The sequence below is a fragment of the Cupriavidus sp. UYPR2.512 genome (genome assembly GCF_000379565.1).
GTDB lineage: Bacteria > Pseudomonadota > Gammaproteobacteria > Burkholderiales > Burkholderiaceae > Cupriavidus.
The window spans coordinates 109,176-126,992 of record NZ_KB902964.1 but is presented as its reverse complement, the minus strand read 5'-3'; the positions used below and the strand labels follow the sequence as shown (position 1 = coordinate 126,992).

Genomic DNA, 17,817 nt, shown 5'->3' with positions numbered 1-17,817 from the left:
CCATGCGCCTTCTGTTCTGGGTTGCGGTCCTGTTTGGCGGCGCCGTCGGGCTGGCCCTGTTCACGCAGTTCAACCACAGCAATGTGGTGCTGTTCTATCCGCCATATCGCGTCGAGCTGTCGCTGAACTTGGCGCTGGCCTTGCTGCTGTTGCTGTTCTTTGTGGTGTGGACGGTGATGTCCACCATCCGCCATCTGGCCGACATGCCGCGCCGCGCCGCCGCCTACCGTGAGCGCAGCCGCATGAGCAAGGCACAGGCGGCGCTGCGCGAGTCGATCGAAAACCTGTTTGCCGGCCGCTTCGCCCGCGCCGAGCGCGCCGCGCGCGAAGCCCAGTCCTGGGACGACCAGGCCCAGACCGCCGCGCTGATCGGCGCCCGCGCCGCGCACCGGATGCAGGAAACCGAGCGGCGCGACGCCTGGATGGCGCAGGTCACGGACCCCGAGCGCGAGCAGGCGCGGCTGGTGTCGATGGCCGAGTTGCTGGTCGATGCCCGCGACGCCGACGGCGCGCTGGAAACCATCGCCCAGCTGCAGTCGCAGGGTGCGCGCCAGATCCACGTGCAGCGCATCGCGCTGCGCGCGCACCAGCACCTGAAGAACTGGACCGAGGTGCTGCGCCTGGCGCGCTCGCTGGAAAAGCGCAACGCGCTGCATCCGGTGCTGGCGCTGCGGCTCAAGCAGATGGCCGTCGAAGCCATGCTGGAGGAACGCCGCCATGACGCCGACGCGCTGACCGAATTCTGGCGCTCGCTGTCCACCGATGAGCGCCGCGCGACCCGCATCGCCGAACCCGCGGCGCGTTACTTCGCGGCGTTGGGCCGGCAGAACGAGGCCCGCCGCATCATCGAAGACGCGCTCAAGGTCAACTGGGACAGCCGCCTGGTGCTGCGCTATGCCGATTGCGCCGTGCCCGGCCACGCGCTGCCGCAGATCCAGCAGGCCGAGAAATGGCTGGCGGCGCATCCCGCCGACGCCGACCTTTACTACACGCTGGGCGTGCTGTGCCTGGGCGAGAAGCTGTGGGGCAAGGCCCAGTCCAGCTTCGAGCGCGCGCTGAAATATGCCGAGCCCGACCAGCAGCGCCGCCTGCGCGTGCGCACGCACCTGGCGCTGGCGCGGCTCTTTGAGGAAACCGAGCGCCTCGACGACGCGCAGCGGCACTATCGCGAGAGTGCGATGCTGGCGGCGTGAGGTTTTCAGGCGCTGGCGAATCCTCTGCTGACAAAGCCCGCACACTGGCGGTGTGCTCCCTCTCCCGCTTGCGGGGGAGGGAGCACACAAACGGTTGTCCAGAACCCCGTGGGGCCTGGCATCCCAAGCCACCATCCATCCTTACGTACTTTCCAATCCATGACTCTCGACCGCATCCTCCAATCCCAGGGCTTCGGGACGCGCCGGTACTGCGGCGACCTGATCGCCGCCGGGCTGGTCGAGGTCAACGGCGAACTGTGCGAAGACCCGCGCGCGCAGTTTGAAGTCGACGGCCTACAGCTCACTGTCGACGGCGAGGAATGGCTGGCCTGCACCAAGGCCTACCTGATGCTGAACAAGCCCACCGGCTACGAGTGCTCGCAGCGCCCGCGCCATCATCCCAGCGTCTACAACCTGCTGCCGGTGCCGCTGCGCCAGCGCGAGGTGCAGGCCGTGGGGCGGCTGGACCACGACACCACCGGGCTGCTGCTGCTGACCGACGATGGCCAGTTCATCCATGCCCAGACCTCGCCCAAGCGCAAGGTACCCAAGATCTATGAAGTGACGACCGCCGAGCCGGTCACGCCGGAGCAGGCCGAAGCGCTGTGCAGTGGCGTGCAGCTGCTCGACGAACCGGCACCGATCGCGGCAGAAGCTTGTGAGATCACCGGCGAACGCAGCCTGCGGCTGAGCCTGGTGCAAGGCAAGTACCATCAGGTCAAGCGCATGGTGGCGGCTGCCGGCAACCATGTCAGCGCGCTGCATCGCAGCGCCATTGGCGGCCTGCAGCTCGATCCGGCCCTGGCCGAAGGCGATTGGCGCTGGCTGACGGCGCAAGAGCTGGCCGCGCTGACCGGCAAGGATTGAGCCAAATGACAGCTCCAGAGCGTGGCCGGGCGCTCATTGCTGCACTGCAACGCCCGCCAATCTTTTCCGGAAGACCCCCGGCGATTTGATAAAATGCAAGGCATGGCGAAGCCCGAAGCACCCATCAATCTGACCAATCAGTTCCTGATTGCCATGCCTGGCATGGCCGATCCGACTTTTTCGGGTTCCGTCGTCTATATCTGCGAACACAATGAGCGTGGCGCGCTCGGGCTGGTGATCAACCGGCCCATCGACATCGACATGGCCACGCTGTTCGACAAGATCGACCTCAAGCTTGAAATCCAGCCAGTCGCGCACCAGCCGGTCTACTTCGGCGGCCCGGTGCAGACCGAGCGCGGCTTCGTGCTGCACGACCCGGTGGGCGTCTATGTCTCGTCGCTGGCCGTGCCGGGCGGGCTGGAGATGACCACCTCCAAGGACGTGCTGGAGGCCGTGGCCAACGGCAGCGGCCCGCACCGCTTCCTGCTGACGCTGGGTTACTCCGGCTGGGGTGCCGGCCAACTGGAGGAAGAACTCAGCCGCAACGGCTGGCTGACGGTCCAGGCCGACCCCGAGATCATTTTCAGCGTGCCGCCCGACGAGCGCTTTGCCGCCGCCATCCGGCTGCTGGGCATTGACTTCACCATGCTGTCGGGCGAGGCCGGGCATGCCTGATGCCGTGGGGCGTGAACTGCCCCGCGACGGCACGGTCCTGGCATTCGACTACGGCGAAAAAAAGATCGGCGTCGCGCTGGGCAACTTCATCACGCGCGAGGCGCGTGCGCTGACCATCCTCCCCAATATCACCGTGGAAGGCCGCTTTGAGGCCGTGGCGGCGCTCATCCACGAGTGGAACCCGGTGCAGCTGATCGTCGGCATGCCGGTCAACCCCGAAGGGGGCGAGCAGCCCTCGATGAAGCTGGCGCGGCGCTTCGGCAACCAGCTCAATGGCCGCTTCGGCCTGCCGGTGGAGTGGGTGGACGAGCGCTATACCTCGCGCGCCGCGTCGATGGCCGGCGCCCGCCGCGGCGAGCTCGATGCCGAGGCCGCCCGCATCATCCTGCAACAGTATTTCGACCAATTCCCGCTATGACGCAGATTTCCGTTCCCGACGCCGAGTCGCTGTACCGCAAGCTGCTGGACCAGGCCCGGGCGTTGATCCCCGAGGCCGAGCGCGCGCTCTGGTCGGTGGCTGGCATCCATTCCGGCGGCGCGTGGATCGCCGCGCGGCTGGCCGCTGACCTGAAGCTGCCCGAGCATGGCGTGATCAACGTTGCCTTCCATCGCGACGACTATGCCAAGAAGGGCCTGCACAGCCAGGCCCAGCCGACCACGCTGCCGTTTGCGGTGGAGGACCGCAACATCCTGCTGATCGATGATGTGCTGGCCACGGGCCGCACCATCCGTGCCGCCGTCAACGAGCTGTTCGACTACGGCCGCCCCGCGCGCGTGGCGCTGGGCGTGCTGGTCGACCGCGGCGGGCGCCAGCTGCCCATTGCCGCCGACCTGACTGCCGCCGAGATGGCGCTGCCGCCCGGCACCACGCTGGTGCTGTCGCGCCAGGGCGAGGGCGCCAGCGCACAATTCGCCTTTTCGACCGAACCTACCGATTCCGCCACCGGCTGAACCAGCCCGAATGCCCCAGGCGCGCCGTGCGCGCCTGACCCCCAGCTCCGAGACCAGACCACCCCCGTTTTTTGCCCGCGCCCGACCAGCCATGACCAAGACGTTCCGCAACCCGCAGCTCACCAAGAACGGCGAACTGAAGCACCTGCTGTCGATCGAGGGGTTGTCGCGTGACATGATCACGCACATCCTCGACACCGCCAGCCAGTTCGTATCGCTGTCCGACTCAGACCGCGATGTCAAGAAGGTGCCGCTGCTGCGCGGCAAGAGCGTGTTCAACCTGTTCTTCGAGAACTCCACCCGCACCCGCACCACCTTCGAGATCGCCGCCAAGCGGCTGTCGGCGGACGTGCTGAACCTGAACATCAACGCCTCGTCGACGAGCAAGGGCGAGTCGCTGCTGGACACCATCAACAACCTGTCGGCGATGTCCGCCGACATGTTCGTGGTGCGCCATGCCAGCTCGGGCGCACCTTACCTGATCGCCGAACATGTCGCGCCGCACGTGCACGTGATCAACGCCGGCGACGGCCGCCATGCGCACCCGACGCAAGGCCTGCTGGACATGTACACGATCCGGCACTTCAAGAAGGACTTCACCAACCTGACGGTGGCCATCGTCGGCGACATCCTGCACTCGCGCGTGGCACGCTCCGATATCCACGCGCTGACCACGCTGGGCGTGCCCGAAGTGCGCGCCATCGGCCCGCGCACGCTGCTGCCGTCGGGGCTGGAGCAGATGGGCGTGCGCGTTTTCCACAACATGGAAGAGGGCCTGAAGGGCGTGGACGTGGTCATCATGCTGCGCCTGCAGAACGAGCGCATGAGCGGCGCGCTGCTGCCGTCGGCGCAGGAATACTTCAAGGCCTACGGCCTCACGCCGGAGCGCCTGGCACTGGCCAATCGCGACGCCATCGTGATGCACCCGGGCCCCATGAACCGCGGCGTGGAGATCGACTCCGCCGTGGCCGACGGCCCGCAGTCCGTGATCCTGAACCAGGTGACCTTCGGCATCGCCGTGCGCATGGCGGTGATGGGCATCGTGGCCGGGAACAGCGACGAATGACGCGGCCGAGCGACACGAGCCAGAACACACCGAACCAGCCAAGCGACACGACAAGCCAAGCTATGAAGATTCACATCAAGGGCGGCCGCCTGATCGACCCGGCCAGCAACACCGACGCCGCGCAGGACCTCTACATCGCCGCCGGCAAGATCGTCGGCGTGGGCAGCGCCCCGGCGGACTTCACCGCCAACAAGACCATCGATGCCAGCGGCCTGATCGTGTGCCCCGGCCTGGTCGACCTCTCCGCGCGCCTGCGCGAGCCCGGCTACGAATACAAGGCCACGCTCGAATCCGAAGTGGCCGCCGCCACTGCCGGCGGCGTGACCAGCCTGGTGTGCCCGCCCGATACCGATCCGGTACTCGATGAGCCGGGCCTGGTGGAAATGCTGAAGTTCCGCGCCCGCACCCTGAACCAGACCCACGTGTACCCGCTGGGCGCGCTGACGCTGGGCCTCAAGGGCGAGACCCTGACCGAGATGAACCAGCTGACCGAAGCCGGCTGCGTCGGCTTCAGCCAGGCCGAGGCTCCGGTGCAGAACACCCAAGTGCTGCTGCGCGCGCTGCAGTACGCACAGACCTTCGGCTTCACCGTCTGGCTGCGCCCGGAAGACCCGTTCCTGGGCGGCGGCGTCGCCGCCAGCGGCGCCGTGGCTTCGCGCCTGGGCCTGTCCGGCGTCTCCGTGATCGCCGAGACCGTACGCCTGCACACCATCTTTGAACTGATGCGCAGCACCGGCGCGCGCGTGCACCTGTGCCGCCTGTCGTCCGCCGCCGGCCTGGAACTGGTGCGCCAGGCCAAGCGCGAAGGCCTGGCCGTGACCTGCGACGTCAATATCCACCATGTCTCGCTGACCGACATGGATATCGGCTACTTCAACTCGCAGATGCGCTTCTCGCCGCCGCTGCGCAGCCCGCGCGACCGCGATGCCATCGTCGCCGCGCTGGCCGACGGCACCATCGACGCCCTGTGCTCGGACCACACCCCGGTCGACGACGACGAGAAGCTGCTGCCGTTCGCCGAGGCATCGCCAGGCGCAACCGGCCTGGAACTGCTGCTGCCGCTGACCCTGCGCTGGGCCGCCGAGCACAAGGTCCCGCTGGCCCAGGCACTGGCCCGCATCACCGCCGAGCCCGCCCGCGTGATCGGCCTGAAGGCCGGCAACCTGGCCGTCGGCAGCGCCGCCGACGTGTGCGTGTTCGATCCCAAACAGGTCTGGAAGGTCGACCGCCGCTCCATCAAGAGCCAGGGCAAGAACTCGCCGTGGCTCGGCTACGAGATGGAAGGCAAGGTCCGCATGACCCTGGTCGGCGGGCAAGTCGTGTACGGAAACCACGCCCACGCATGATCTGGCTGCGCAAGACCGCGCTGGTATTGCACCTGCTGCGCGGGCTGGTGACCTGCGCCTTGCTGTTCCCGTGGCTGGGCGTGCGCACGCGCGAATGGCATATCCGGCGCTGGTCACGGCGCCTGTTGCGCATTTGCGGCGTAGACGTGGACGTGGTTGACGCCACCGGCGCCCCGTCGCACGGCGCCGGCCGCCATGGCGCGCTGGTCGTGTCCAACCATATCTCGTGGCTGGATATTTATGTCATCCACAGTTGGCAGCCGGTGCGCTTTGTCGCCAAATCGGAAATCCGCAGCTGGCCGCTGGTCGGCTGGCTGTGCGAGAAGACCGGCACCATCTTTATCGAGCGCGGGCGCAAGCGGGATGCGCATCGGGTGCTGCATGACATTACGGATGTGATGCTGCAAGGGGATCTGGTCGGCGTGTTCCCGGAAGGCACCACGACCGACGGCGCCGAGGTGCTGCCATTCCACGCCAACCTGATGCAGGCGCCGATTTCTGGCGGGTTGCCCGTGCAGCCCCTGGGGCTGAACTACCTCGATGCCGCTACCGGTCAACCAACGCTTGCCGCTGCCTACATCGGCGAGACCACATTGCTGCAGTCACTGGAAGCGGTCTTGCGTGCACCCCGGATCAAGGCCAGGCTGGTGATCGGGCCCGCGCTGGCGTCGGCCTCGGGTGACCGCCGCGAGCTGGCAAACTCCGCCAGGGAGGTGGTCTCCCACCTCAGCCAGGGCGCGCCGGAACACGCTGCCGCTGCGGCCCGACGGCTGAATCACCCCGTCGAGCCCGGCGGCGTGCCCGAGCCAGCCTCCGCTGCCATCAGCTAGCCATCCTGTCGTCCCTGCCAACGCGGGATTGCCAGTCAGGCGAGCGGGTCACAATATTGCGGGCAATCAACCTGAACGACGGTCCGTTCGGCAGGATTCTGTGCCATCCGGGCCGCCGTCAGCTTGCCACCCCAGACGCAGCCCGTATCCAGCGCCATCAGGTTTGGCCGCATGACCAGGCCCAGCGTCGACCAATGGCCGCATACCACCGTCACATCCTCGGTACGCCGCCCCGGCACGTCGAACCACGGCATGAACCCATCCGGCGCCTGGCCCAGGCCTTCCTTGGTCTTGAAGTCCATCACGCCATCGACAGTGCAGTAGCGCAGCCGGGTGAGGGCATTGACCACCACCCGGTGGCGTTCGATGCCGCGCAGGCCGTCGTGCCAGCGGTCGGCGGCGTTGCCGAAGATGTCGGCGAGGAAGGCTTGCCAGTTGGGGCCCTGGAGTTGGTCTTCGACTTCGTGGGCGAGGTCGATGACCTGGGTGGCGGTCCATTGGGGGAGGACGCCGGCGTGGACCAGGAGGAAGTTGTTTTCCAGCAGGGCGAGGGGGCGGTGGCGGAGCCAGGTTAGCAAGTCCTCACGGTCGGGGGCGGTGAGGATGTCGTCCAGGGTGTCGGATTTGCCCTTCTTGCGGACGCCGGCGGCTACTGCGAGGAGGTGGATGTCGTGGTTGCCGAGGACGGTTTCAGTGCGGCTACCCATGGCATGAATGCCGCGGAGGGTTTGGAGGGAGGCTGGGCCGCGGTTGACCAGGTCGCCGACGAAGCGGAGCGCTGGCTGTGCCGGCAATTCGCCCAGTAGGGTGTCCAGCGAGGCCGCGCAACCTTGTAAGTCGCCGACGGCATGGAGTGTCGAAAAAGTAACTTTATTGTTGGGCATCAGAACCGGAGGAAAACTATTTCGCTTCTATTTGTAGTTTTGTGACCGATATACCGTGGCATGGTTACATGAGGCTACAAAAAGAGGGGGAGGGGACGTGGGCTAGAGCAATCCGTCGGATAGAATACCGCCACTTCTGCAGGCACTTAACGCCCCGCCGTCCAGAAAGAGGACAAGGTGGGCGCTCGGCTTTTGCCGGGCCATCGAAACATATCGAGGCAAGGAGCAAGTTTTGTCGCATATTTTGGTCACTGGCGGCGCTGGATTCATTGGCGCCAATTTCGTTCTGGCATGGCTGGGTGATAAATCGGCGGATGGGGTCGTCAACGTCGACAAGCTCACCTATGCGGGCAATCGGAAGACTCTAGCGTCGGTGGAAGACGATCCGCGCCATGTGTTCTCGCAAACAGACATCTGCGACCGTGCCGCCCTGGACAAGCTCTTCGCCACCTACAAACCGCGCGCCGTCGTGCACTTTGCCGCGGAAAGCCACGTGGATCGATCCATCCACGGTCCGGCTGAATTCATCGAGACGAATATCGTAGGCACCTTCACGCTGCTGGAAGCGGCCCGCGCGTATTGGGGTGGCCTGGAAGAGCCCGCCAAATCGGCATTCCGCTTTCTACACGTTTCCACGGACGAAGTGTTCGGCTCGCTGAGCGAAACCGATCCGCAATTCTCCGAAACCACGCCGTACGCGCCGAACAGCCCATACTCTGCATCCAAGGCCGCCTCCGACCACCTGGTCCGGGCCTACCACCATACCTACGGCCTGCCGGTCCTGACGACGAACTGTTCAAACAACTACGGTCCGTACCATTTCCCGGAAAAGCTGATTCCGCTGGTCATCGCCAACGCGCTGGCTGGCAAGCCGCTGCCGATCTATGGCGACGGGCAGAACGTGCGTGACTGGCTGTACGTGCGGGATCACTGCTCGGCGATTCGGGAAGTGCTGGCTCGGGGGCGTCTCGGCGAGACCTATAACGTTGGCGGCTGGAACGAGAAGACCAATGTCGATGTCGTGCATACCTTGTGCGACCTGCTGGACGAACTGCGCCCCAAGGCCACCGGCTCGTACCGCGACCAGATCACCTTCGTCAAGGACCGCCCCGGCCACGACCGCCGCTATGCGATCGACGCCCGCAAGCTGGAGCGAGAGCTGGGCTGGAAGCCGGCCGAGACCTTCGAGTCCGGATTGAGGAAAACGGTGCAGTGGTATCTCGACCATCAGGCGTGGGTTCAGGACGTCCTGTCTGGCGAGTATCAGAACTGGGTGGCGAAGCAATATGCAGCCTGACGCCGGCGTTCCTACCTTCCTCGTTACCGGCAGCAATGGCCAGGTCGGCTTCGAGTTGCGCCGTAGCCTGGCACCGCTCGGCAACGTCATAGCGCTCGATCGTTCGAGCTGTGATTTGTCGCGCCCGGATGATATCCGTCGCGTGGTGCGCGAGTACCGGCCTGATGTCATTGTCAACCCAGCGGCTTATACGGCGGTCGACAAGGCTGAGACAGAAACCGAACTCGCATACACGATCAATGCCACGGCTGCACGCATCCTGGCGGAAGAAGCAAAGGCACTCGGCAGCCTGTTGGTGCATTACTCGACCGACTATGTCTTTGACGGCACCAAGGCAGTCGCCTATGTCGAAACCGATGCGGTGAACCCCCAATCGGTGTATGGCAAAAGCAAGCTTGCCGGCGAACAAGCCATCGCGGCAGTCGGCGGGCCGCACCTTATCTTCCGTACGTGTTGGGTAGCCGGTGAGCATGGCGGCAATTTTGCCAAGACCATGCTGAGGCTCGGTCGTGAACGCAACAGCCTGCGGGTGATTGCGGACCAGTTTGGTTCGCCGACCACGGCAGCATTGATTGCCGATGTGACCGCCCAGGTTATTGCGCGGCACTGGCTATCTGGCGACCGGCGGGCCTTCGCGGCCGGCACCTACCATCTGGCCGCTGCCGGCGAGACTACTTGGCATGGCTATGCCAGCGAAGTGTTGCGCTATGCCGCCACCAAAGGCATTGAGCTGAAGGTGGACCCGGCCCGCATCGAAGCAATTCCCGCTACAGCATACCCGCTGCCTGCGCCGCGTCCTGCGAACTCTCGCCTGGACACGAGCAAACTGCGTCAGACCTTCGGCATTTACCTGCCGGACTGGCGGCAAGGTATCCATCACCTGCTGGACCAGATCTTTTCCTGAGCTAGACACTATGCGTAAAGGCATCATCCTTGCCGGAGGCTCCGGCACTCGCCTCTATCCGATCACCCGATCGGTATCGAAGCAACTGCTGCCGGTTTATGACAAGCCGATGATTTACTATCCCTTGTCGACGCTGATGCTGGCAGGGATTCGGGACATCCTGATCATCTCAACCCCGGAAGATACACCGCGCTTCGTTGAAATGCTCGGCGACGGCAGCAAATGGGGTATCAATCTGCAGTACGCCGTGCAGCCTTCTCCGGACGGCCTGGCGCAGGCTTTCATTATCGGCCGGGATTTTATCGGCAATGATCCGTCCACTTTGATCCTGGGCGACAACATTTTCCATGGTCACGATCTGGTCGCACAGCTAGGCCGCGCCGCGAGTCAGCAGGAGGGCGCCACGGTATTCGCGTATCACGTGCAGGATCCGGAGCGCTATGGAGTGGTGGAGTTCGATGAAAATTTTCGGGCGCTGTCGCTTGACGAAAAACCGTTGAAGCCGCGTTCGAACTACGCGGTTACCGGACTTTATTTTTATGATCGACAGGTCTGCGATATTGCGGCAGACATCAAGCCGTCAGCCCGCGGCGAACTCGAGATTACCGACGTCAACAAACGCTATCTGGAGATGGCTCAGCTCGACGTGGAGATCATGGGGCGTGGTTATGCGTGGCTTGATACCGGTACACATGACTCGCTGCTCGAGGCAGCCGCCTTTATTGCCACGCTACAGAACCGGCAGGGGCTGATGGTGGCCTGCCCGGAAGAGATCGCGTATCGTAGCAAATGGATCAATGCCGAGCAGGTGGCAGAATTGGCGAAGCCGCTGTCCAAGAATGGTTATGGTAAATACCTGCAGCAGATCACTTCGGAAGCGATCAAATGAGCTTGAACGTCATTCAAACAGATATTCCAGAAGTGTTGATCATCGAACCCAAGGTGTTTGGTGATGACCGCGGGTTTTTCTTCGAAAGTTTCAACGCTCAGCACTTTGAGGCTTCGACAGGTGTGAAGCGGACGTTCGTGCAGGATAACCACTCGCGCTCCGCTCGCAATGTTTTGCGAGGCCTGCACTACCAAATCCAGCATCCGCAGGGAAAGCTGGTGCGCGTGGTGATTGGCGAGGTGTTCGACGTTGCCGTGGATTTACGTAAGAGTTCCCCAACCTTCGGCAAATGGGTTGGCGCAACGCTGTCGGCAGAGAACAAGAGGCAGTTCTGGGTGCCGGAAGGGTTCGCTCATGGATTCGTTGTCCTGTCCGAGTACGCGGAATTTCTCTACAAGACGACAGATTACTGGTACCCAGCGCATGAGCGCAGCTTGACCTGGAATGATGCCGATGTTGGCATAGCCTGGCCAATTCAGGACCCCCCTATCTTGGCAGCAAAGGATGCTGCCGCCAACAAACTTGCCGATGCGGAACTCTTTGACTAGCGTACCGAATTCAACGTGCTACGGGCATAGGCGGCAAGGCTGGACGCCTACATGCCCCGATAGAGCGAGTCAGCCCGTCCGTGGGTCTGAGTCATGAGAGAGCCCTTGCTCCGACGAAATCGGTGTGCTTAAGAGTCCTTTCGTTACGTGCTGCTAAGGTAAAGTAACGGGGCAACTGGTACGACGCATTCTTTGTCGGCGAAGTCCGGTTACTCGTATGCGAGTCCGGAGCATGCATCATAGCGCTCAGCTCGATTTAGCGAGCCACGGCTTGATCCGAGATTCTTGGAATTCAATGCAGACCATTTCCGCATCCATCGTCCTGTACAACAGTCCCGTCGAACAGGTACGGGCTTGCCTCAGTTCCCTGCAAAGGGACGCGGCAATGCGAATTTTCCTGATCGATAATTCCGAAGTGAAGGGGCGTTACGCGCAATTTGCGTCTGACAGTGTGCAAATCATTGATGCGCCCGACAACATCGGTTTCGGGCGAGGTCACAACTTGGCACTGCCGCATATCGCAGCGCTCCGATCGCTTGTCCATTTCGTAGTCAATCCCGATATTGTCGCCAAAGCTGACTGTGTCTCTACGCTGGCCAGCTTTATCCTTGGTCGGCCTGACGTCGTCGTGGCCGGTCCGCGGATCGTTTCTCCGGAAGGCGACCTCTACCATTCCTGCAAGCTGTTGCCGACTCCGTGGAATCTCTTTGCCAGGCGGTTTGCCCCTGCTTTCATGTATGCCCGGGCCGATGCCCTCTACGAACTGCGCAAGTTTTCCTATGACAAGGTGCTGGAAGTTAACAGCCTTTCTGGGGCATTCCTGGCCTTTCGAAGTGAAACATTCCTCGCGCTGAAAGGCTTCGATCCCCGTTACTTCATGTACCTGGAAGATGTCGATATCTGCCGGCGCGCGGCGAAAGTCGGCGTCCTGACATTGGAGCCACGTGCAGAGGTGATACACGAGCATGGGCAAGGCTCGTATCGTTCGTTCCGATTGCTAAAAGAGCACCTACGGTCGGCTATTCTATATTTCAATCGTTTTGGGTGGTTCTGCGATAGAGAGCGCGCGGCTTTGAACCGCGCAACCGTGTCACGATTGACCATGCATCTCCTCGACAAATAGAGGACGGCGACGAATCGTCTTATCCTATGCTCACACTTTCGGTTGCTTTTTTGTTGTCGTTCGTCATCACACTGCTGGTCATCCACTATTCGAGCCTGCATTCGCATCTGACCGCTGACTGGGATTTGAAGGGGGTACAGAAATTTCACGCCCGGCCGGTGCCCAGGATCGGGGGAATGGGCATTGTGCTCGCTCTGTGGGGCGGTGCGCTGTTGGCGTCGATTCGCGATCCCAGACTGGTTGGCTATCCGTTCCTGATCTTGATGGGTTGTGCGTTGCCAGCATTTCTTGCGGGCTTCGTCGAGGACCTCACGAAGCGTGTGACGCCGCGCGAACGACTCATCGCTACGATGATATCCGCGCTCTTGGCGGTTTATCTCCTCAATGCAAAGATCGTCCGCATCGATCTACCTTGGCCGGATGCGGCGCTGGCGATTCCGCTGGTTTCCCCCATCATCACCACGCTGGCAGTCGCAGGGCTGGCCAATGCGGTCAATATCATTGATGGTTTCAACGGCCTGGCTTCAATGGTCGCCATGATGATGTTCGTTTCGCTAGCTTATGTTTCATTCCAAGTCGGCGATACCCTGATTTTGACGGTAGCGTTTGCCATGGTTGGGGCAATTCTTGGATTCTTCATTTGGAATTTTCCAGCAGGCCATATCTTCCTTGGTGACGGCGGCGCATATTTCATTGGTTTCATGCTCGCGGAGTGCGGCATCCTTCTTGTACTGAGAAATCCGCAAGTTTCGGCTTGGTATCCCGTACTGATGGTGATCTATCCGATATTTGAAACGCTCTTTTCTATCTACCGGCGGCGTGTCTTAAAGGGGGTGCCTGCGGGCTATCCCGATGGCGTCCATCTGCATACCCTTATCTACAAGCGCCTCATGCGATGGGCCGTAGGAAGCAAGGACGCGCGCCATCGCTTGCGGCGCAATTCGATGACATCTCCCTACTTGTGGATGCTTAGCCTGCTAGCCGTATTGCCCGCAACTCTGTTCTGGAACAATAAGATTATTCTGCTGTGCTTCGTGGCAGTCTTTATCGTGTCTTACGTATGGTTGTACTGGCGGATAGTCCGTTTCCAGTCGCCGCGCTGGATGATCGTCAAGAAATAGAAATAGCAGGGTCCCGGCGCCGCCGGTCGCATCAGTGCGATGCGGCTTGGCAACCTGTAAGACTGTAAAAACAGCCCTTGGATGGAAGGTTTGTCAGACACCTTCCTCCAAGGGCTATTTTTTCTTGGCGTCTCATCTAGAAATAAGGACCGACTAGCCGAAGGGAGGAGAAGTAGAAAATACCCATCATCATGGCTATCGCCATGGCATAGAGATATTTTTCGGACCGCGCCAGCAATGTAATCGGAATCATGTACATCACCATATCGAACAACCCGAATAGCTCCGCGCCTCTCAGTGCGATTGCGTCGTTCCAGAGGAACGTAATCTGAATTGTTATGCCAATGGTGACCATGAGCAGCACGACACGATTCCACTCACTGAGTCGCTGCCAGGCAAATCCTGTCAGGTAAAGAAAAACAGCTAGTTTGGAAAGAAAATTGATATTTAGAAAACTAACGGCAACCGTTCCGTAGGAGCCATCGAAGTACGGCGCGAGCCGCTCCGGCGCTACAACGCTAAGCAGCCCCATTATTACGCCCTGCAATGCAAATGCAAGAAGCCCGCATAGTACCATCACCCATAATCGCCTTGGGCCAAGTATCCATCGTCTCCACTTCACGAGCAGGAGGAGAGGAGCATAGAGGCCAGCCGAGATGTGGAAGATAGTGGCGACAATCACTAGCAGAATTGCGGACTTTGTATGGTCCTCCCTGATCTTGATGATGGCCAGGGAAGCTAGGGGGATGGCGACCGCAGCCCGGATCTGCGTCATGTCGTGGACAACAAAGAAGCGGCAAATAATCAGCAGGAATAGCCACCGCCATGTCGTAGACGGTGCAGCAGCCTTGGCGAAGACATACTTGGACGCGACTGCGCAGACCGCAAATATCAGGAATAACACGCTGGGCGGGAGGCCGGTGACTATAGTTGCTCTGGCTAGCAGGACGAAGGCCGGGTCCTTAATATAGTCAAGCCAATCTGCGCCGTTCCTAAGGCTATCAAACCATGAGGCATAGTTGTCATAGTCTCGATCGATGCCCGCACCCCTGAGCCCTGCGAATAGTGCCAGGGCTACAAGAAGGATCGGCCAGAGTATAGGGTCGATGCCCACCCTCTCGCGCTCCGGCCGTATCGCCGATGCCGAGATCAAAAGAACGCTCGTAGCGAACAGAAAATAGTATGGAAGCATTTAAAGCTTGACTGGGCCCAGTCGACCGGTGAGCCCATCAATACATGCGCGCAGCAAACTGAAGAAGTTATGCAGGCGGGCTGGTGAAAAACACGAATAAACCACGACGTATTTTGGCAACCTTAAGCAGGTTGCCACCTGCCAGCGCCAGCCCATATATCCCTTTCTTAAAAGATAAGCGGCGTTTCTTACTATATAGTAATTTCTGATCTGATTGTGCAGATTGATCTCTCGTCCAAGCACTCGGATATATGTATCGCCGATGCTATGACGCATCACGATTGACGGGATAATGTAGCTCTTATATCCCATCGCCTTGGCGCGAAGCCCCCATTCAATATCCACCCAATCAATAAAAAGCTCTTCCATCATCCCGCCGATCCCCGCGAGCGCTTCGGCACGAATCAATGAACCCGAAGCAATGATGTAGTCTGTCTCCACTTCTTTGGCTAAGGATGGGTTCAGGCGAATCTTCTTTACGCCCAGAGCGCCATGGCGCACAGCATCGGCATACACGCCCGATTTCTCGTCAAGGAAAAGCGGTCCAACGGCCGCTACCTTGACGCCACGCTGTTCAAGCTGGAGGCTCGCCGCCTGTAGCCCCTGCACCATGCCCTCGGACAAAGCGCTATCCTGATCCAGCAGCAGGAACCAGTTGGCACCGTCCTTGGCGGCAAGCTCCATGCCGATATTCTGAGCCTTGGCGATGCCAACGTTCTCGCCGAGGGGATGATACTTGAGGAGTCTGTTCTCCTGATATGTCGGGCGTTCCCAAATGTCAGGTGTATTGTCTATCAGGTAGATAGCATCAGCCTGGCCCGCAAGGCTTTCGATCAACCGGTCTAGTAATTGACTGTCAGGATTGTAAAGAATAACAATGGCTGCGATCATGGCTTTATCGGGTGGTGGCTAGAATAACGGTATATCTGAGGAATCCGCCTCGACGTATAACGCCGATCGCTTCGACACCGAAATTGTTGTGGCATTTGCTATGCGTATAAGTTGATAGGCTAACTTGATCTTGATCGACTGGCTTGTCGGAAGTCCAGTAGCTTGATAATGACAGTGCAAAGAGGTAATGGCAGTGTCGCCACCATTGTCAGGAGCCAGTATGGCGTATATGATGTACGCCTTAACTGGGCTGCGAATTGCCGTGCTCTCTGAAAATCCAGGCCGCCATTCATTCGCAGTCGCAGCAAATGCCCGATTTTGAATGTGTAGGTGTTGCGAGAATGAGATTTTATCACGCTGTCCCGCTCATTGCGCGATAGATAATCAGGAAACCCGTCGATGAGATTGATCCAGTCGAGTGCGAATACATTGATTGCTTTGGTGGACCAGTAGCTGCTCTTCTTGCTTGATGTGCGAAGACCGGGAGAGCCCATCCAGTAGGCGCGGGCAGCCGGATGATTTCGGCAATAATCGAGGATAATAGCTAGTTGCGGGAAATTCCTGAAGCGCGCAGCCAGGTCTTTATTGCAGGCGATGTCGATGACCCGGCGCGAGTATATTGTGGCGCCCGTCATCGTCAAATACCATGCGTGATCCAGCAGAAAATCATGCATCTCTTCAATGCTTCGCTCGGCAGCGTCGCCGCAATGAGCATTGACAAGGATAAAATCGTAGCTACCGGTTTCCGCAAGCATTAGTGCTTTCTGCAAATACCCTTCGGCAACTTGAAGAGAATCGCCGAGATACCAGACGTAGTTCTCGCTCGGGGTAAGCAACGTGCTAATGCAGTTGTAATCATGCCCCAAGCCCGGTTGATTCCTTGTGTAATAGAAATAAGGATATTCCTTGCTCAGTTCTTCGATTATCTGTCCGGTCGACTCATTCGTGCTGTCATCGGAGATGTACACCGGAACATTGGTGGCAAGCAGATCAGGGAGAAGCTGTCGAAGATTCTCCTCCAGAATCTCGGGCCGGTTGTACGTTGGGATTGCGATTGCAAGAACGTTGCTCTTCATGGATTTTCGCTCAGGCTCTTATAGTATTGTTCGATGCCGGCTTCGATGTCGCGGGGGGCAAAGTCCACGAGCGAGTGCAATTTGGTTACATCAAGCACGACCTTGCGGACATCAACGGCGCGGCCCTTGCCATAGGAAACATCCGCCGATTTCCCGGTCACTGTTTCGAGTACCGCAATGACTTGTCGCAACGATGTGCCGCTGCCACTTCCTATGTTAACGGTCTCATTCTTTATGCCGTTTTGCAGGAGGGAGCCCACAGCGTTGGTCAAGTCCTCGACGTAAATATAGTCCCGGATAACATGCCCATCTCCCCAAATTTCGAGCCTCTGGGAGGTCAACATTGTCTGCAAGGCTGTAGCAATAAACCCCTGCTTCCTGGACGGGTCCTGAAGTGGGCCATAAGGATTGGAAGGGCGCAGGATCAGGTATTCCAATCCTTCCTTGCGATGGAAGAACCTGATCTGGTTTTCCATCAACAGTTTGGCCTGGCCATAGTAGCTAATAGGCGCGCATTCGGTGTTCTCGTCCAGGCTCTCGTTGGCGGAGTTTCCGTACACGGCACCGCCGGATGAAAAGTAGATGTAATGAATGCCGCGTGCTGCCAATTCCTTGACCAGGATCGTTGCGGGCAGCAGTACATTTTCGTGTTCCGCCGTGAAGGCTTCGAACGAGCTTCCGGGGAGAAGGCCCGAGACCAGATCGATGACGACATCAATGGCGTGTTCGTCAATATACGAGATGATTCGATCACGGTCGGCATATGAAGTGCTTAACAAGCTGACTTTCCCTGCCATCCCGGCACGTTCAAGGAGGGTGAAGTTTCTGTCGGCCAGATGTACGAGGGCGCCGTTGCCGGTCAGCGACCTAGCCAAGTTAAGGCCCAGAAAGCCAGCCCCACCCAAAATCAGATATGTCGCCATCATCAACCACCGTGAGCTAGTTTTTTAGAGGATCGGCTGTG

At 60.2% G+C, this 17,817-nt stretch carries 19 protein-coding genes; 14 read left to right on the top strand and 5 right to left on the bottom strand.

Annotated features, from left to right (window positions below; genetic code table 11):
* Positions 1–2 precede the first annotated feature (2 nt).
* The 8 genes from A3A5_RS0114380 to A3A5_RS0114345 all read left to right on the top strand — a co-directional run bounded on the left by A3A5_RS0114380 (position 3) and on the right by A3A5_RS0114345 (position 6,928).
* On the top strand, positions 3–1,193 hold the full coding sequence (locus A3A5_RS0114380) for a heme biosynthesis protein HemY (RefSeq protein ID WP_018311263.1): 1,191 nt from the start codon (positions 3–5) through the stop codon (positions 1,191–1,193).
* Positions 1,194–1,352: 159 nt separating this feature from the next.
* Positions 1,353–2,060 (top strand): pseudouridine synthase, encoded by a 708-nt coding sequence (locus A3A5_RS0114375; protein WP_018311262.1) that lies wholly within the window; start codon positions 1,353–1,355, stop codon positions 2,058–2,060.
* A gap of 102 nt (positions 2,061–2,162) precedes the next feature.
* Positions 2,163–2,735, top strand: coding sequence for a YqgE/AlgH family protein (locus A3A5_RS0114370; RefSeq protein WP_025583981.1), 573 nt, complete (start codon positions 2,163–2,165; stop codon positions 2,733–2,735).
* The gene (gene ruvX, locus A3A5_RS0114365; protein ID WP_018311261.1) at positions 2,728–3,153 is read left to right on the top strand and encodes a Holliday junction resolvase RuvX; all 426 of its coding nucleotides are present in this window, start codon (positions 2,728–2,730) and stop codon (positions 3,151–3,153) included. Before A3A5_RS0114370 ends, ruvX begins: the two co-directional genes overlap by 8 nt.
* The gene (gene pyrR, locus A3A5_RS0114360) at positions 3,150–3,686 is read left to right on the top strand and encodes a bifunctional pyr operon transcriptional regulator/uracil phosphoribosyltransferase PyrR (RefSeq protein ID WP_018311260.1); all 537 of its coding nucleotides are present in this window, start codon (positions 3,150–3,152) and stop codon (positions 3,684–3,686) included. The genes ruvX and pyrR overlap by 4 nt, the downstream gene beginning before the upstream one ends.
* A 91-nt stretch (positions 3,687–3,777) precedes the next feature.
* Positions 3,778–4,752 carry an aspartate carbamoyltransferase catalytic subunit gene (locus A3A5_RS0114355; protein WP_013957750.1) on the top strand — a complete coding sequence of 325 codons (975 nt, stop codon included), beginning with the start codon at positions 3,778–3,780 and terminating at the stop codon, positions 4,750–4,752.
* Between the two features lie 62 nt (positions 4,753–4,814).
* On the top strand, positions 4,815–6,098 hold the full coding sequence (locus A3A5_RS0114350; protein ID WP_018311259.1) for a dihydroorotase: 1,284 nt from the start codon (positions 4,815–4,817) through the stop codon (positions 6,096–6,098).
* Complete coding sequence (locus tag A3A5_RS0114345) at positions 6,095–6,928, top strand: 1-acyl-sn-glycerol-3-phosphate acyltransferase (RefSeq protein WP_018311258.1); 834 nt, start codon at positions 6,095–6,097, stop codon at positions 6,926–6,928. Before A3A5_RS0114350 ends, A3A5_RS0114345 begins: the two co-directional genes overlap by 4 nt.
* A 35-nt stretch (positions 6,929–6,963) precedes the next feature.
* Here A3A5_RS0114345 and A3A5_RS0114340 read toward each other — a convergent pair whose 3' ends face one another.
* Positions 6,964–7,812, bottom strand: coding sequence for a symmetrical bis(5'-nucleosyl)-tetraphosphatase (locus A3A5_RS0114340; RefSeq protein ID WP_026200781.1), 849 nt, complete (start codon positions 7,810–7,812; stop codon positions 6,964–6,966).
* A 232-nt stretch (positions 7,813–8,044) separates the two neighbouring features.
* Between A3A5_RS0114340 and rfbB the strand changes: the two genes are divergently transcribed.
* From rfbB to A3A5_RS0114310, 6 genes are all read left to right on the top strand, one after another.
* A complete protein-coding gene (gene rfbB, locus A3A5_RS0114335) occupies positions 8,045–9,109 on the top strand; it encodes a dTDP-glucose 4,6-dehydratase (RefSeq protein WP_018311255.1) in 1,065 nt (354 codons plus the stop codon).
* A complete protein-coding gene (rfbD, locus tag A3A5_RS0114330; protein ID WP_018311254.1) occupies positions 9,099–10,013 on the top strand; it encodes a dTDP-4-dehydrorhamnose reductase in 915 nt (304 codons plus the stop codon). Before rfbB ends, rfbD begins: the two co-directional genes overlap by 11 nt.
* Positions 10,014–10,023: 10 nt before the next feature.
* Entirely contained in the window at positions 10,024–10,902 is an 879-nt protein-coding gene (gene rfbA, locus A3A5_RS0114325) for a glucose-1-phosphate thymidylyltransferase RfbA (RefSeq protein WP_018311253.1), read from the top strand.
* Positions 10,899–11,450, top strand: coding sequence for a dTDP-4-dehydrorhamnose 3,5-epimerase (gene rfbC, locus A3A5_RS0114320; protein WP_018311252.1), 552 nt, complete (start codon positions 10,899–10,901; stop codon positions 11,448–11,450). Before rfbA ends, rfbC begins: the two co-directional genes overlap by 4 nt.
* A 295-nt stretch (positions 11,451–11,745) precedes the next feature.
* Positions 11,746–12,573: a glycosyltransferase family 2 protein gene (locus tag A3A5_RS0114315; protein ID WP_018311251.1), complete on the top strand. Its 828-nt coding sequence runs from the start codon at positions 11,746–11,748 to the stop codon at positions 12,571–12,573.
* Positions 12,574–12,599: 26 nt separating this feature from the next.
* Positions 12,600–13,694, top strand: coding sequence for a glycosyltransferase (locus A3A5_RS0114310; protein WP_018311250.1), 1,095 nt, complete (start codon positions 12,600–12,602; stop codon positions 13,692–13,694).
* Between the two features lie 136 nt (positions 13,695–13,830).
* On the opposite strand, the gene A3A5_RS0114305 is transcribed toward A3A5_RS0114310, so the two are convergent.
* The 4 genes from A3A5_RS0114305 to A3A5_RS0114290 all read right to left on the bottom strand — a co-directional run bounded on the left by A3A5_RS0114305 (position 13,831) and on the right by A3A5_RS0114290 (position 17,779).
* Positions 13,831–14,886: an EpsG family protein gene (locus tag A3A5_RS0114305; protein WP_018311249.1), complete on the bottom strand. Its 1,056-nt coding sequence runs from the start codon at positions 14,884–14,886 to the stop codon at positions 13,831–13,833.
* A complete protein-coding gene (locus tag A3A5_RS0114300; RefSeq protein WP_018311248.1) occupies positions 14,887–15,777 on the bottom strand; it encodes a glycosyltransferase family 2 protein in 891 nt (296 codons plus the stop codon). It lies immediately after the preceding gene.
* 119 nt (positions 15,778–15,896) lie between these two features.
* Positions 15,897–16,853 carry a glycosyltransferase family 2 protein gene (locus A3A5_RS0114295; protein ID WP_018311247.1) on the bottom strand — a complete coding sequence of 319 codons (957 nt, stop codon included), beginning with the start codon at positions 16,851–16,853 and terminating at the stop codon, positions 15,897–15,899.
* Positions 16,850–17,779, bottom strand: a complete 930-nt coding sequence (locus A3A5_RS0114290; RefSeq protein WP_018311246.1) for an NAD-dependent epimerase/dehydratase family protein — start codon at positions 17,777–17,779, stop codon at positions 16,850–16,852. Before A3A5_RS0114290 ends, A3A5_RS0114295 begins: the two co-directional genes overlap by 4 nt.
* Between the last annotated feature and the right edge of the window lie 38 nt (positions 17,780–17,817).

What these genes read in the sequence shown, in the direction of transcription:
- A3A5_RS0114380 (WP_018311263.1), top strand. Translation starts at nt 3, where the DNA reads ATGCGCCTTCTGTTCTGGGTTGCGGTCCTGTTTGGCGGCGCCGTCGGG.
- A3A5_RS0114375 (WP_018311262.1), top strand. Translation starts at nt 1,353, where the DNA reads ATGACTCTCGACCGCATCCTCCAATCCCAGGGCTTCGGGACGCGCCGG.
- A3A5_RS0114370 (WP_025583981.1), top strand. Translation starts at nt 2,163, where the DNA reads ATGGCGAAGCCCGAAGCACCCATCAATCTGACCAATCAGTTCCTGATT.
- ruvX (WP_018311261.1), top strand. Translation starts at nt 2,728, where the DNA reads ATGCCTGATGCCGTGGGGCGTGAACTGCCCCGCGACGGCACGGTCCTG.
- pyrR (WP_018311260.1), top strand. Translation starts at nt 3,150, where the DNA reads ATGACGCAGATTTCCGTTCCCGACGCCGAGTCGCTGTACCGCAAGCTG.
- A3A5_RS0114355 (WP_013957750.1), top strand. Translation starts at nt 3,778, where the DNA reads ATGACCAAGACGTTCCGCAACCCGCAGCTCACCAAGAACGGCGAACTG.
- A3A5_RS0114350 (WP_018311259.1), top strand. Translation starts at nt 4,815, where the DNA reads ATGAAGATTCACATCAAGGGCGGCCGCCTGATCGACCCGGCCAGCAAC.
- A3A5_RS0114345 (WP_018311258.1), top strand. Translation starts at nt 6,095, where the DNA reads ATGATCTGGCTGCGCAAGACCGCGCTGGTATTGCACCTGCTGCGCGGG.
- A3A5_RS0114340 (WP_026200781.1), bottom strand. Translation starts at nt 7,812, where the DNA reads ATGCCCAACAATAAAGTTACTTTTTCGACACTCCATGCCGTCGGCGAC.
- rfbD (WP_018311254.1), top strand. Translation starts at nt 9,099, where the DNA reads ATGCAGCCTGACGCCGGCGTTCCTACCTTCCTCGTTACCGGCAGCAAT.
- rfbA (WP_018311253.1), top strand. Translation starts at nt 10,024, where the DNA reads ATGCGTAAAGGCATCATCCTTGCCGGAGGCTCCGGCACTCGCCTCTAT.
- rfbC (WP_018311252.1), top strand. Translation starts at nt 10,899, where the DNA reads ATGAGCTTGAACGTCATTCAAACAGATATTCCAGAAGTGTTGATCATC.
- A3A5_RS0114315 (WP_018311251.1), top strand. Translation starts at nt 11,746, where the DNA reads ATGCAGACCATTTCCGCATCCATCGTCCTGTACAACAGTCCCGTCGAA.
- A3A5_RS0114310 (WP_018311250.1), top strand. Translation starts at nt 12,600, where the DNA reads ATGCTCACACTTTCGGTTGCTTTTTTGTTGTCGTTCGTCATCACACTG.
- A3A5_RS0114305 (WP_018311249.1), bottom strand. Translation starts at nt 14,886, where the DNA reads ATGCTTCCATACTATTTTCTGTTCGCTACGAGCGTTCTTTTGATCTCG.
- A3A5_RS0114300 (WP_018311248.1), bottom strand. Translation starts at nt 15,777, where the DNA reads ATGATCGCAGCCATTGTTATTCTTTACAATCCTGACAGTCAATTACTA.
- A3A5_RS0114295 (WP_018311247.1), bottom strand. Translation starts at nt 16,853, where the DNA reads ATGAAGAGCAACGTTCTTGCAATCGCAATCCCAACGTACAACCGGCCC.
- A3A5_RS0114290 (WP_018311246.1), bottom strand. Translation starts at nt 17,779, where the DNA reads ATGATGGCGACATATCTGATTTTGGGTGGGGCTGGCTTTCTGGGCCTT.